Here is a 13,137-nt window from a genome sequence, read left to right on the forward strand (position 1 = left end):
AGATCTTTGATGCAGACGACGACGCGTATAAATTCAACGAAACTTCAAAACCTTTATGCCTTTTTAAAGCAGGAAGGCATGGACAAACAGAAAGATAAGGTCATGGACCTGATTAAAAAAATGAAGCAGGAGGAAATGGTCATCGGATTTGCCGGTCATTTTTCTGCCGGCAAGTCTACGTTGATCAACACACTGCTGGAAAGCCGGCTGCTGCCCTCCAGTCCGATTCCAACCAGCGCCAATATTGTACGGCTGAGGACAGGTCCGGCCTACACGAAGGCTTATTACATGTATGATCCGCCAGTTAAATATGAGGGGATGGTGGAACCGGAAAGAATACAAGCATGGTGCCGGGACGGTGAAAGCGTTACCGGTCTTGAAATCAGCCGTCCGGACAGCCTGCTCCCTTCGCACGTGTCTGTTCTTGATACGCCCGGGGTGGATTCTACGAATGATGCGGACAGGCTGATTACAGAATCTTCCCTGCACGTGATGGATTATATGTATTATGTCATGGACTACAATCATGTCCAGTCGGAAGTGAATCTTCTTTTCTTACTGGAAATGCAGCGGAGGCAAACACCTTTCTCCGTCGTCATTAACCAGGTGGATAAGCATGTGGAGGGTCAGCTTCGCTTTGAAGATTACCAAAATAGTGTCGAATCGGCTTTTCAACAATGGGGAATTCAACCAGAAGAGGTCTACTATACGTCCATGAGAGACTTTACGATCAAAGAAAATGAGTACAATCGCATGAAAGAACACTTCCAACAGTTGTTTTCCAGGGATTTTTCTATCATCGAACAACAGGGGGATGCCATTGCTGCTGCCCTTATGGAAGAAACCTCGAGAGCGTATGAGGAGAACTTTGAAGAAAAGCGGGAAGAACTTTTGAACGACAGGGAGAACTTGCAGGCGGTACTCGACGAAAGTCCGATGGATCTGGAAAAACTGAGTGAGTATAACGATTTGGAAAAGGCAGCGGCTGATGCCTTTGAAAAGCGCGTTTATCAGTTTCTCTCCAATGCCTACCTGATGCCGAGCGCCCTCCGTGAGAAGGCAGAAGCTTACTTGGAATCCCGGCAGCCGGAATTTAAAGTCGGAATTCTGTTTGCAAAAAAGAAAACGGAAGAAGAAAAGCAGGCAAGGGAAGACGCGTTTTACAACGCCTTAAAGGAAACGATGGAAGAACAGCTGAAGTGGCCCGTGAGAGACCGGATGATGAAGCTTTTGGATGCCTATGCCATTCATTCGACAGAGCTGCTTCACACTGTTCAGGAGATGGATTTCCATTATCCGAGGGAACGATTGGAAACGCTGATCCAGTCGGGGGCATCGGTTACAGGTGCCTATGTCCTGCGTTATACCGATGAAGTTGCTGCGGATATACAACGTGAAGCAAAAGCTTTTCTGAGAGATTGGAAGAAAGCCTTTCTTGAAGAAGTCGCATCAAAAAAACAGGATGTACTGGCTCAGCATGAACAAGCGTTTTCTAATTATGAAGAGATTCGTAACATCGACGAGGAATTGGAAACCATCAACGAAAACGTCCGGCACTTCTCCGCCCGCCTTAAGGAAAGTTTCTCTGATGAGATTTCCATGGAAAACAGGGAGCTTGCAGAAGAAGATGAAAAGCAGCTGTATGAGAGGGTTTCTGCTGCTCCGGACGGCCCTGTAGAGGTTTCATCTGAGAAGGGTCCTGCAAAGAACGAATCACTGTCTGGCGCCCGTGCCGCTTTTGACTCTTCGTCGACGGTGGATCAGGTGAAAAACAGGACAGAGAAAACCTTGGAGATCATACAACATTTAGACAGTATGGAAGATATTTCAGAGCAGCTCAGAAATAAAACGGACCGCCTTGACAACCGGACCTTCACAACGGCCTTGTTCGGCGCCTTTAGCGCAGGTAAATCCTCGTTTGGAAATGCTCTTCTCGGTGATCATGTTCTGCCAGTGTCGCCAAACCCGACAACCGCGGCCATCAACCGGATATCTCCTGTATCTCCGGATCACCCGCATCAGTCTGTAGAAGCTGTCGTGAAAACAGAAGCGCAGATGCTTGAAGATATCGCAGCTGTCTATCATTCTTTTTCCTCCTTGGAAACAGTGTGGCAGAGGCTGGATGAAGCGGATGAAGAGATGTGGAGATCATGGGAGCAGAAGGAGCGGTCATTTTTAAAAGCTTTTTATGATGGCTATCAACAAATGAAAGCCAATCTCGGGCTGCAGATTTCTGTGCCATGGGAACAATTGTCCGCCTTTGTATCGGAAGAAGAGAAATCCTGCTTCATCGAGTCGATGGATGTGTATTACGACTGTGCATGGACACGGGCAGGTGTGACGCTTGTCGATACGCCTGGGGCAGATTCGGTCAATGCGCGTCATACGAATGTCAGCTTTCAGTATATTAAAGATGCGGATGCGGTTTTATTTGTCACCTATTACAATCACCCGTTCTCAAGAGCGGATGAGACATTTCTGAAGCAGCTGGGCAGGGTCAAGGACAGTTTTGCCATGGATAAAATGTTTTTCCTCATTAATGCGAAGGATCTTGCCGAGTCCAACGAGGAACTGCAGCAGGTTCTGGATTATGTGGAATCGCAGCTGAATGAATTCGGCATCCGCCGCCCGAGGTTATATCCTGTCTCCAGCCTTCAGGGACTTGAGGAGAAGAAGCAGCAGAAAGATGTGAACTCCGGCATGGCTGAGTTTGAAGCTGGATTTTCTGCTTTTCTGGAAGAGGAACTGTCCCAGGTGATGACAGCTTCGATTGAAAGTGATTTGGAGCGTGTGAAGAGCTATGTCCACTCCATGGTGGAAAGCAGCCATATGGATGAAGGTGAAAGAAAAAGGAAAAAACAACAACTGGAAGAACGGCGGCAGCAGGCGATGGAGCTTTTCCAAAAAGAATATGACGGCGGGGCTGAGAAAGCCGTCCAGAACAAGTTGGATAAACAGCTTCATTACGTCCATGAGCGGATGATGCTCCAGTTCAACGACTTGTTCAAGCGGCATTTTAATCCGGCGGTGATTAATGGACTCCAGCAGGATGTGAAAGAACAAGTGAAAAAGGCTCAGCAGCAGTTGTTTGAAGATATGACATTCGACATGAGGGAAGAGGTCAAAGCTGTGTGTGTTCGTATTGAGCAGTTTATCGCACGCCATCTGGAAGAAACGAAAGTCAAGATTGAGAAGAACATCCACCATATCGAACCGTCCGTTGATTTGGAAACACCGGAGCTGCCGGATATTTCTGTTCCGGCTATTGAAGGGCGGGTCGATCTGACAGCGGCTGAACAGGATCGGATAAGGAAAATGTTCAGGGGGACAAAATCTTTCTTTGAAAAGAATGAAAAAGAAAAAATGAAGGAAGCGGCCGCTCCATCCGCCTCTGATGCTCTTCATCAGCAGTTAGGGAGAATTTCAGAGGACGTAACCCCATACTACCAAAAACAGTGGAGAGACATGTATCAGGCGGCCCGCAGGTCCTGGGAAGAAGAAACAGCGAACCAGTTTGAACAGCTGATTAATCATTACAGTGTTCCTGTGGACCGGAAGCAGGTGGAAAAAGCATCCCATCAACTTTCAAAGGTCTAAATGGGAGCAGATCCACATACAATAAAATATGACGATATTCCCCGGCCCGGGTTCTCTTCCTCCTCCCAGGCCGGGGAATTTCTTTTTATCATGACCACCAGGAAAGAAGCATAGAGTGTACAGGAGAGGGGGAAGAACAGATGTCGTATTATCATCCGAATCCAGGAATATACAGACAGCCGTTTGCATCCCGGACAGCTGCTGCTGAATTTTCATCCAGCCCTGCGGCACCAGGACTGAAGGGAAATGTCCAGTTTTACCAGATGCCCTACGGAGTTGAGGTTTTTGTTTATGTAGAGGGTCTGCCTCCCTTTAAGAAGGAAAAGAATGGGGTCCAGACAGGGCCGCACGGGTTTCATATCCATGAAAAGGGTCTGTGTGAAATTGGTGATGGAAAAGATCCGTTTGCGACAGCTGGAGGCCATTGGAATCCGGATCAACAACCGCACGGCAATCATGCGGGGGATTTTCCTGTACTCTTTTCCAATCAAGGAAGAGCACGGATGATCTTCTTCACTGATCGTTTTAAAGTGGACGATATCATCGGAAGAAGTGTGATCATACATCAAGGGCCGGATGATTATAAGTCCCAGCCCACCGGCAGATCCGGGAAAAGAATCGCCTGTGCCGTCATTCAGTCAGGATAAATCATCATCAGGAGGAATAATGCTCCTCCTTTACGGATATACTGGAAGTAGAGCGATATGAAGGGACTGTACTTGACTTCACTCCCCAGGCGTAGTATAGTAAATATAAAGATTGAATTACCAATATTAAGAAGTTCATTCTTCCCAATCACCTATTATAAAGAGTGATCAATTGTATTGGTACTTTTTATAATATGTGATTTTTTCATTAACGCAAAACGCATATTAATTTAGAAATATTGGAGGATCCATTCCATGAAAACAGGTACAGTGAAGTGGTTTAACGCGGAAAAAGGTTTTGGTTTTATCGAGGTTGAAGGCGAAGACGATGTATTCGTACACTTCAGCGCAATCAACGAAGAAGGCTTCAAATCTCTTGAAGAAGGTCAAGCTGTAGAGTTTGAAGTAACTGAAGGAAATCGCGGACCACAAGCTGCAAACGTAACGAAATTATAAAATCATAAAAAGACTGGCTTTAGTAAGTCAGTCTTTTTTCTATCATAATTGAGTTAAAGGGGGCTGCTTTAATGGCATTCGGAAAGAAAAATCAAGCTGAAGTGAAAGAGGAAGACACAAAGATCTGGGTTTGTTCATCCGATGACTGCAACTGCTGGCAGAGGGATAATTTCCGTACGAACGACGAGAAGAAATGTCCGATGTGCGGCAGTGAGATGAAGGAAGAGAACAAGGTCCTTCAAGTGGTGGAAAACAACAGCCTGTATTATAAATCTCAGTCATGATATGGTGAAAAAAGCGATTGCTCACGGGCGGTCGCTTTTTTCCGTGAGAGGAGGAGAAACCGGAGATGGACAACAAAGTAAAGCAGATGCTGGAAACGAAACAAGCCATCAGAAAAAATACGCTTGGAACGATTTTGGACCGCTTTGACGGGGATCTGATGAAATTATCAAAGAAGCAGCGCAGGCAGAAGTACAAAAAAATGATGGAAAACCCCTACAGCTTCTTCCGGGGGAGCGCCTACTTATTCTTTCATGACGTCACAGAGCTGCCATTCAGGTTTCACACTCCTGAAGAAAAACCTACATGGATTATGGGAGATCTTCACTTTGATAACTACAGTGTGTTTCAAAATGAAAAAAAGGACATCGTCTTTGATGTCGATGATTTCGATGAGGGCTACCTCGGGTCTTACTTATATGACATCATGCGGATGGTGGTCAGCATCCGTTTAACGATGGATGAACTGGGTTATCCTGAAGACAGTCATGATGCGATGGTTGATCATTACCTCAAGCATTACGTGAAGCAGATGGAGGCCTTCCACCATAGAGAGCAGGATCCGCAGACGATGTACTTTACCAAAGAGGAAAGCAGGGGAGCCGTTAAAAAAGCGATCCGTAAAGTAGAGGAGCGCCGCGCGTCGCATGAATTGGAAAAGCAGACCATCGTGCAGCAGGACTCCATCCGCTCCTTCGATATCGGCAGGGAAAAGTTATCCTCCGTTCCGAAGCAGGAGTATGAGCAGCTGGTTAAAGCGTGGGACAACTATTACCAGTCTCTTGACCAAAAACTGCGACGTCCCCGCGAATTTTACCGGATCAAGGACATCGTAAAGAAACAGGGGTCAGGGATCGGCTCGACCGGGCTGAACCGCTACTACATTCTGATTGAAGGGGACTCGGGGGACAGCCATGAGGATGACATCATCCTGGAAGCCAAAGAAGCCCGGACACCGATTCCTGCGTATTTCTTCCCATATGATGAGCAGTTCTGGACAGAGCACCGTCAGCAGGGAAGGCGTGTCATTCACACTCAGCAGGCCATGCACCATTTGTCCGATCCCTATCTCGGTTACTTTACGATGAATAACCGCGATTATTATGTGCGTGAACGTTCTCCTTATTCCAAAGATTTAAAGCCGAAACACCTCCTGGAAGAGAAGCGGCTGAAGAAAACGTTGAAAACGATGGCACAAATCAGCGCCAAGATTCACGCGCGCGCTGACGCAGATATTAATGAAGGCATTCTTCCCTATCACAGCGAAGATGCGATTATGGAAGTCATCAAAGGAAATAAGGATGATTTCCGCACGGAACTCATCCTCTGGTCCAGGCATTACAAGGAAAGAGTCAGCAGGGATTATCAGCTGTTTCTGGAATGGTCGAGAGAAAATGACTACGTGAAATCTCCATGATGACTGTTCTATGAAGCGGATGAATGATATACTTTTCTTGTTCTACAAACGAAAGCAATGGAGGATTCAGACATGTTAACAGTAAATAACGTAGGGCTTCGATTCGGTGACCAGAAGCTGTTCGAAGACGTCAATATAAAATTCACCCCTGGTAACTGCTACGGGTTAATCGGGGCTAACGGAGCAGGTAAATCCACATTCCTGAAAATCTTGAGCGGAGAAATTGAACCACAAATCGGAGATGTCAGTCTGAAAAAAGATCAGCGTTTGGCTGTCCTGAAACAGAACCACTTCGAATACGATGAATACCAGGTGCTTGAAACGGTCATTATGGGCCACACACGTCTGTATGAAGTGATGAAAGAGAAAGACGCCATCTATATGAAGGGCGATTTCTCTGAGGAGGACGGCATGCGTGCGGCTGAGCTGGAAGGTGAATTCGCAGAAATGAACGGCTGGGAAGCGGATTCCGATGCGGCCCGCCTTCTTAAAGGACTTGGAATCGGCGAAGATCTTCAAACGAAACAGATGAGTGAGCTTGCCGGTTCGGAAAAAGTTAAAGTCCTTCTGGCCCAGGCCTTGTTCGGCAATCCTGATGTTCTTCTTCTCGATGAGCCTACCAACCACCTGGACATTAAAGCAATCCAGTGGCTTGAGGATTTCCTGATCGACTTTGAAAACACTGTCATCGTCGTTTCCCATGACCGTCACTTCCTGAACAACGTATGTACACACATCGCTGACCTTGACTTCGGTAAGATCCAGGTTTATGTCGGAAACTATGACTTCTGGTACGAGTCCAGCCAGCTCGCCATGAAGATGGCACAGGAGCAGAATAAGAAGAAGGAAGAAAAGATCAAGGATCTCAAAGAGTTCGTTGCCCGGTTCAGCGCCAACGCTTCCAAGTCGAAGCAGGCGACGTCCAGGAAAAAACTATTGGATAAGATCACCCTGGACGATATCCAGCCTTCCTCCCGTAAGTATCCTTATATTGCCTTCCAGGCAGACAGGGAAATCGGAAATGACCTGCTGACGGTGAAAAACCTGTCAAAAACCATTGATGGTGTGAAAGTGCTGGATAACATCAGCTTCACATTGAACAAAGATGATAAAGTCGCTCTTGTTGGGGCCAACGAAGTAGCTAAGTCCACGTTGTTCCAAATTCTGATGGGTGAAATCGAACCGGATGAAGGCAGCTATAAGTGGGGAGTAACGACATCCCAGAGCTATTTCCCTAAAGACAACTCCGAGTTTTTCGACTCCGAACTCAGTCTGGTGGAGTGGCTTCGCCAGTATTCTCCAGAAGATGAAACGGAAACGTTCCTGCGCGGCTTCCTTGGCCGTATGCTGTTCTCAGGCGAAGAAGCATTGAAGAAAGCAAACGTCTTGTCCGGTGGAGAAAAAGTCCGCTGCATGCTTTCTAAGATGATGCTGTCAGGGGCTAATGTTCTTCTGTTGGATGAACCAACGAACCACCTGGATCTTGAGTCCATTACAGCGTTGAACAAAGGATTGATCAATTTCAAAGGCTCTGTCATTTTTGCCTCTCACGACCATGAATTTATCCAGACCATCGCCAATCGGATTATCGAATTGACTCCGAGCGGCCTTGTCGATAAGGAAATGACGTACGATGAGTATTTGAATGATCCTGAAATTCAAAAACAAGTCGCTGCTCAATACGCATAAACACTTGAAAGCCTGTCAAAAGACAGGCTTTTTTTCTGCTTTTTCTGCCTTGATCTTCTATCCTTTCGACCTCCACTATGACCTAAAACCCCTTGATTACCTGCATATGTGTGGCGAATTTTGTCTATAACCCCCATTTTTCATCGGAAAGACGCAGTTTTCCTGAACGTTGTAATGACAGTGAAATATAGATGTTACGTTTGCAATGAAACTGTTGCTTGTTTGTTCTTAATTTCTACGAAAAATCTGGTAATCTAGTAATTGTGAATTGATCACATCAAAAAATACAAAGTGATCGAACAAACAAGGGGAGGCACTATCCTATGAAAAAAACTGTATTTTCTGTTGCAGCGACCGTAGCCTTGACTGGAGCATTTGCCACATCTGTAAGTGCTCACGAATCTGAACAATATTCCGTCAACAAAGGGGATACTCTTTGGAGCATCTCTCAAAAATATAATGTATCCGTCAATAACTTGAAATCATGGAACGATCTAAATTCCAATCTTATTTATCCAAGTCAAACACTTGCCGTATCTAACGCACACAGCAATCAAGCATCTACTTCTACTACTAAATCTTCGAACGCATCCACGTACACGGTTAAATCCGGAGATACGTTGTTCGCGATCAGCCAAAAATTCAATATTTCCGTCGATCAGCTGATGGCTTGGAACAACTTATCTTCCACTCTCATCTACCCAGGGGAACAATTCAAGGTGGACGGACAAAAAGCAGCAGAGACATCTACAGCTCCTGCTGAAGAAAGCACAGCCAAGTCCAGTGAAAGCAGTCAGAAATCAAGCAGCTCCAGCAATGCCTCTGCTAAAGAAACATCTGCTGAGTCCACAGAAGCTGTGCAGGCAAACACAAATAAAGGAACAAGCAATGATGTTGTCAAAGAAATTACAGCAGAAGCAACAGCTTACACGGCAAACTGCACAGGCTGCAGTGGTGTGACAGCAACAGGTATTGATCTGAATGCGAATCCAAACCAAAAAGTCATTGCCGTAGACCCGAACGTAATTCCACTTGGTTCCAAAGTATATGTAGAAGGCTATGGAACAGCTATCGCTGGTGATACCGGCGGCGCCATCAACGGAAACCGCGTCGACCTTTATATGCAGGACCGTGGAGATGCGCTTGACTTTGGACGTCAGACGGTCAAAGTACAGGTACTTGCGGACTAATCATAGAGTTATTGGAGAAAGACCTTTTCAGTTCAGCTGAAAAGGTCTTTTTTCTTTTATGTATGAAGGCTTATTGATAGACTTAAAACATCTTACATTTAGAAAGGAGAGTTATCATGAAAGCGATTGTACATGAAGGGAAAGAGGGTCTTGCAGGTCTGAAGGTGAAGCCTATGGAGGAAAAAGAGCCCGCAGGCTTTGAAGTCAAAGTCCGGATACATACAGCAGGAATGAACCGGAGAGATCTGGCTGTCGCTTCAAAAAGGCATAAGGCGGAAGATCCAGCTGTTATTTTGGGTTCAGATGCTGCCGGAGTCGTAGAGGAAACAGGATCAGAGGTGACCCGTTTTAAGAAAGGGGACGAAGTGATTATCAATCCAGGGCTCGGATGGAAGGAAAATAGTGATGTTCCACCGGAAGGTTTTGAGATTGTCGGTTTTCCTGGTCATGGGACATTTGCTGAAACTTACATAAGTACAGAAGACCATCTGGAGATGAAACCGAAGCACTTATCCATGGAGGAAGCGGGGGTTCTGGCACTGGCAGCATTGACGGCCTACAGAGCTTTGTTTACTAGAGGAAGAGCAAAGGAAGGAGATACAGTGATGCTTCCGGGAATCGGCGGGGGCGTTTTGACGTATGCGCTCAAATTCGCCAAGGCCGAAGGGGCCAGGGTTATCGTTACATCACGTTCCAGTGAGAAGCTGAAGCAGGCCCTTGATGCGGGAGCGGATAAAGCCATTCTCACAGATTCAGACTGGAGTGAGGAGCTGGCCGATGAGCGGATTGATTTATTGATTGAAAGCATTGGAGCAGCTACGTTCCATCAATCGCTTCGTACCGTCCGCAAAGGAGGGACGATTGTCACTTTCGGATCGAGCACGGAGGATGAGGTAAGCTTGAACCTTCGAGAATTCTTTTACGGACAGTATAATCTGCTCGGGTCGACGATGGGAAGTGCGGAAGAGCTGAGAGCGATGCTTGCTTTCATCGAACGTCACAACATCCATCCTGAAGTCGACAGGATGTTCTCGATCGATCAGGCGGCGGAGGCTTTCGAATACATCCGTGATACGAAAAATTTCGGAAAAATTGGTTTTCAAATGTCATAAAATCCCCACTTTTTACTTAGTAGCAACTCCGAAGGGCAATAGAAAAAACAATCCCTAAGCGAACAAATGTGCTTATGATTGGACAAATATACCATCGTTTATTGTAAAATGAAAGTATTCAACAAGGAAGGGGAGGATCGCCGTGTCACATAAAAACAACCCGAAGCGTTTTGCATTAAATATGAGTGCAGCGCAGTTTACTAAATTTTATATCATGCACTTACTTCAAATCCGCCAGCCGATGATCAGTGAACATTTCAAGACGGAATTTAAGCAGCTGACGAAAAACTGGATCCCGGCACCTTCGACACTTCTGGATACATTACATGAAATGACGGAACAGGGGTTACTCTATCGGAAGGAAGATTACAAATCTCATGATCGGAAACGCCAGAAAGTATACTGGTATTACCTGACCGATCAAGGGAAAGAAGAATTCGATGTATTAAAAAAGCGGTATAAGCTTTTGTTTGAAGAGCAGATACAGATTTTAAATCAGATTATGAAAGATGTGTATCGGTAGCAGGAAAGGATGACAACATGTGAGACTGAGTGTACTTGATCAAAGCCCTATATCCAAGGGGGAAACTGCCGAACAAGCGCTGCATAACACCATTGAGCTGGCCCGGTGGACAGAGAAGCTGGGTTATTACCGGTACTGGGTGGCTGAACACCACAGCACGAATGGACTGGCGGGTTCTTCTCCCGAGATATTAATCGGTCAAATCGCAGCGGCTACAAACAGCATCCGTGTCGGTTCAGGAGGAGTGCTCCTTCCTCAATACAGCCCGTTGAAAGTAGCTGAAAATTTCAGGGTATTGGAGGCCTTTTACCCGGGCAGAATCGATCTCGGGCTTGGACGCTCACCTGGAGGCGGTCGTAAAACAAGACTGGCTTTGACGGACGGTTTGGAAAAGCCGCTCAGCTCTTTTTCCCGTCAGGTTAAAGAACTGCAGCAGTTCCTGCACGGCATAGTGCCTAAAGGAAGCGATTATTACGGGGTGACGGCAAGGCCGGCAACACAAAGGCAGCCGGAAACGTGGATTCTCGGTTTGTCCGAACGCGGCGCCCGTCATGCAGCCGTAAACGGAACAGGGTTTACACTCGGACACTTCATCAGTCCTGACAACGGTACAGCTGCACTGAATACTTACCGGGAAAGATTCAAACCTTCTCCGGCGCTTGATGAGCCTTACGTTAATGTCTGTATTTTTGTGGTCTGTGCAGAAACAGAGGAAAAAGCAGAAAGACTGGCACTTAGTCAGGACCTCTGGCTCCTGCAGGTTGAAAAAGGACTGGAGACACGTGTTCCTTCAATCGAGGAAGTTGAAAGCTGCGATTTTTCTGAGAGGGAAAAGGAGAAAATCCAGCAAAACCGCCGGCGTGCGGTTATCGGCACACCCCGGCAGGTGAAAGAGCGTCTGCTTGAACTGGCAGAGCTGTATCAGACCGAGGAGTTTTTGATCATAACGAATATTTACAATTGGGAGGATAAGAAAGAATCCTATCGTCTGATCGCTGAACAATTCCATTCCTAATGTCTCCGAAATGAATAAAATGAGTCATTCACCCATACCAATTCCTCCTTTTTCTCATATATAAAAAGGGAAAGGGGGAATAAATATGAGTAAAGGATATGGTGGAGGATTTGCGCTGATCGTTGTATTGTTCATTCTCCTTATTATCGTCGGAGCTTCCTGGTGGTATTAAAAAGCAGGAGCGCGGGATTTCCCGCGCTTTTTTTCATGCTTCCGGCCAAGGTGATATTTTAAAATGAGACGAACTAGGATATAATGGACGACATGACTTGTCAAAAAGGGTGAATAAAGTGAGCAAACAACAATATCTAGGAACAGTCAGAAAAGCTGTTTTAACAAAAAAAGTGACCCATGGATTCAAGGTGACAGCAGGAAATGAGGAATATTTTCTTCCTGATGAAGAAGTGGACGAGTCTGTTGAACTTGGTGATGAACTGACATGCTTTTTATATATGAATAAAAAAGGAGAGCCTGCAGCGGTTCTTGAACTTCCTGAAATTACACGTGATTCCTACGGATGGGCGGAAGTCGTTGATATTTATCCGGGCACAGGCGTATTTGTCGACATCGGACTTCCCGACAAGGATATTCTCGTATCCTCGGACCACCTGCCGCTCTGGAAATCGGTCTGGCCGGCGATAGGCGATCATTTATTCCTGAGTCTGGAGATGGATAAAAAAGGACGGCTGATTGGTGAGCCCATCAGTGAGCAGGAAGTAATGGATGATCTTGAACCGGCGCCTGCCGAACTGCTGAAGGAAGAAGTCACGGCAAGAGTCTATCGTGCCATTAAAGCCGGAACAGCCGTATTGACCGGAGAAGGCTACCGCGGCTTCATCCATCCTCATGAACGGAAAGAAGAGCCGCGTCTTGGGCAGACGATTCAGGCGCGCGTCATTGACGTGAAGGAAGATGGGACGATCAACCTTTCCTTACGACCTTTAAAACAGGAAAGTATGTCGGAAGATGCTGAAATGATCTTCCAATACCTCGAGGAAAACGATGGGGTTATGCCGCTTCACGATAAAAGCTCACCGGATGAAATCCGGGAAACGTTCCAAATCAGCAAGGCTGCTTTCAAGCGGGCGCTCGGTCAGCTGATGAAACAGGAAAAGATTGAGCAGAAAGACGGACAAACAGTCATCAAGCATGGATAACTGTTCCACTTCAAACTTCGTAGTAACTCCAAACTTAAAATAAAAAACAAAA

12 protein-coding genes are annotated in these 13,137 nt (G+C 46.2%); all 12 read left to right on the forward strand.

The window, feature by feature from the left end:
- The first annotated feature begins 9 nt into the window (after positions 1–9).
- The 12 genes from GLV97_RS09645 to GLV97_RS09700 all read left to right on the forward strand — a co-directional run bounded on the left by GLV97_RS09645 (position 10) and on the right by GLV97_RS09700 (position 13,085).
- On the forward strand, positions 10–3,597 hold the full coding sequence (locus tag GLV97_RS09645; protein ID WP_160889572.1) for a dynamin family protein: 3,588 nt from the start codon (positions 10–12) through the stop codon (positions 3,595–3,597).
- Between the two features lie 140 nt (positions 3,598–3,737).
- Positions 3,738–4,244: a superoxide dismutase family protein gene (locus tag GLV97_RS09650; protein ID WP_160835737.1), complete on the forward strand. Its 507-nt coding sequence runs from the start codon at positions 3,738–3,740 to the stop codon at positions 4,242–4,244.
- A gap of 255 nt (positions 4,245–4,499) precedes the next feature.
- Complete coding sequence (locus GLV97_RS09655; protein ID WP_027954344.1) at positions 4,500–4,700, forward strand: cold-shock protein; 201 nt, start codon at positions 4,500–4,502, stop codon at positions 4,698–4,700.
- Between the two features lie 71 nt (positions 4,701–4,771).
- Positions 4,772–4,984, forward strand: coding sequence for a cold-shock protein (locus tag GLV97_RS09660; RefSeq protein ID WP_160835736.1), 213 nt, complete (start codon positions 4,772–4,774; stop codon positions 4,982–4,984).
- A gap of 65 nt (positions 4,985–5,049) precedes the next feature.
- Positions 5,050–6,399 carry a DUF2252 domain-containing protein gene (locus GLV97_RS09665; RefSeq protein ID WP_160835735.1) on the forward strand — a complete coding sequence of 450 codons (1,350 nt, stop codon included), beginning with the start codon at positions 5,050–5,052 and terminating at the stop codon, positions 6,397–6,399.
- Between the two features lie 72 nt (positions 6,400–6,471).
- On the forward strand, positions 6,472–8,088 hold the full coding sequence (locus GLV97_RS09670) for an ABC-F family ATP-binding cassette domain-containing protein (protein WP_160840321.1): 1,617 nt from the start codon (positions 6,472–6,474) through the stop codon (positions 8,086–8,088).
- Positions 8,089–8,411: 323 nt separating this feature from the next.
- Complete coding sequence (locus GLV97_RS09675; protein ID WP_160840320.1) at positions 8,412–9,278, forward strand: LysM peptidoglycan-binding and 3D domain-containing protein; 867 nt, start codon at positions 8,412–8,414, stop codon at positions 9,276–9,278.
- 116 nt (positions 9,279–9,394) lie between these two features.
- The gene (locus GLV97_RS09680) at positions 9,395–10,390 is read left to right on the forward strand and encodes a zinc-dependent alcohol dehydrogenase family protein (RefSeq protein WP_160835732.1); all 996 of its coding nucleotides are present in this window, start codon (positions 9,395–9,397) and stop codon (positions 10,388–10,390) included.
- Positions 10,391–10,532: 142 nt separating this feature from the next.
- The gene (locus GLV97_RS09685) at positions 10,533–10,913 is read left to right on the forward strand and encodes a helix-turn-helix transcriptional regulator (protein ID WP_160835731.1); all 381 of its coding nucleotides are present in this window, start codon (positions 10,533–10,535) and stop codon (positions 10,911–10,913) included.
- A 19-nt stretch (positions 10,914–10,932) separates the two neighbouring features.
- Complete coding sequence (locus tag GLV97_RS09690) at positions 10,933–11,928, forward strand: MsnO8 family LLM class oxidoreductase (protein WP_160840319.1); 996 nt, start codon at positions 10,933–10,935, stop codon at positions 11,926–11,928.
- A gap of 85 nt (positions 11,929–12,013) precedes the next feature.
- Entirely contained in the window at positions 12,014–12,100 is an 87-nt protein-coding gene (locus GLV97_RS09695) for a YjcZ family sporulation protein (protein ID WP_008640034.1), read from the forward strand.
- Between the two features lie 118 nt (positions 12,101–12,218).
- Positions 12,219–13,085 carry a S1-like domain-containing RNA-binding protein gene (locus GLV97_RS09700; RefSeq protein ID WP_160840318.1) on the forward strand — a complete coding sequence of 289 codons (867 nt, stop codon included), beginning with the start codon at positions 12,219–12,221 and terminating at the stop codon, positions 13,083–13,085.
- Positions 13,086–13,137: the final 52 nt, after the last annotated feature.

Source organism: Halobacillus litoralis, assembly GCF_009856355.1.
In the GTDB taxonomy this organism is placed as follows: Bacteria; Bacillota; Bacilli; order Bacillales; family Halobacillaceae; genus Halobacillus; species Halobacillus litoralis_B.

Bases quoted from the DNA above. Each gene is read 5' to 3' on its own strand.
- GLV97_RS09645 (WP_160889572.1), top strand. From the start codon at position 10: ATGCAGACGACGACGCGTATAAATTCAACGAAACTTCAAAACCTTTAT.
- GLV97_RS09650 (WP_160835737.1), top strand. From the start codon at position 3,738: ATGTCGTATTATCATCCGAATCCAGGAATATACAGACAGCCGTTTGCA.
- GLV97_RS09655 (WP_027954344.1), top strand. From the start codon at position 4,500: ATGAAAACAGGTACAGTGAAGTGGTTTAACGCGGAAAAAGGTTTTGGT.
- GLV97_RS09660 (WP_160835736.1), top strand. From the start codon at position 4,772: ATGGCATTCGGAAAGAAAAATCAAGCTGAAGTGAAAGAGGAAGACACA.
- GLV97_RS09665 (WP_160835735.1), top strand. From the start codon at position 5,050: ATGGACAACAAAGTAAAGCAGATGCTGGAAACGAAACAAGCCATCAGA.
- GLV97_RS09670 (WP_160840321.1), top strand. From the start codon at position 6,472: ATGTTAACAGTAAATAACGTAGGGCTTCGATTCGGTGACCAGAAGCTG.
- GLV97_RS09675 (WP_160840320.1), top strand. From the start codon at position 8,412: ATGAAAAAAACTGTATTTTCTGTTGCAGCGACCGTAGCCTTGACTGGA.
- GLV97_RS09680 (WP_160835732.1), top strand. From the start codon at position 9,395: ATGAAAGCGATTGTACATGAAGGGAAAGAGGGTCTTGCAGGTCTGAAG.
- GLV97_RS09695 (WP_008640034.1), top strand. From the start codon at position 12,014: ATGAGTAAAGGATATGGTGGAGGATTTGCGCTGATCGTTGTATTGTTC.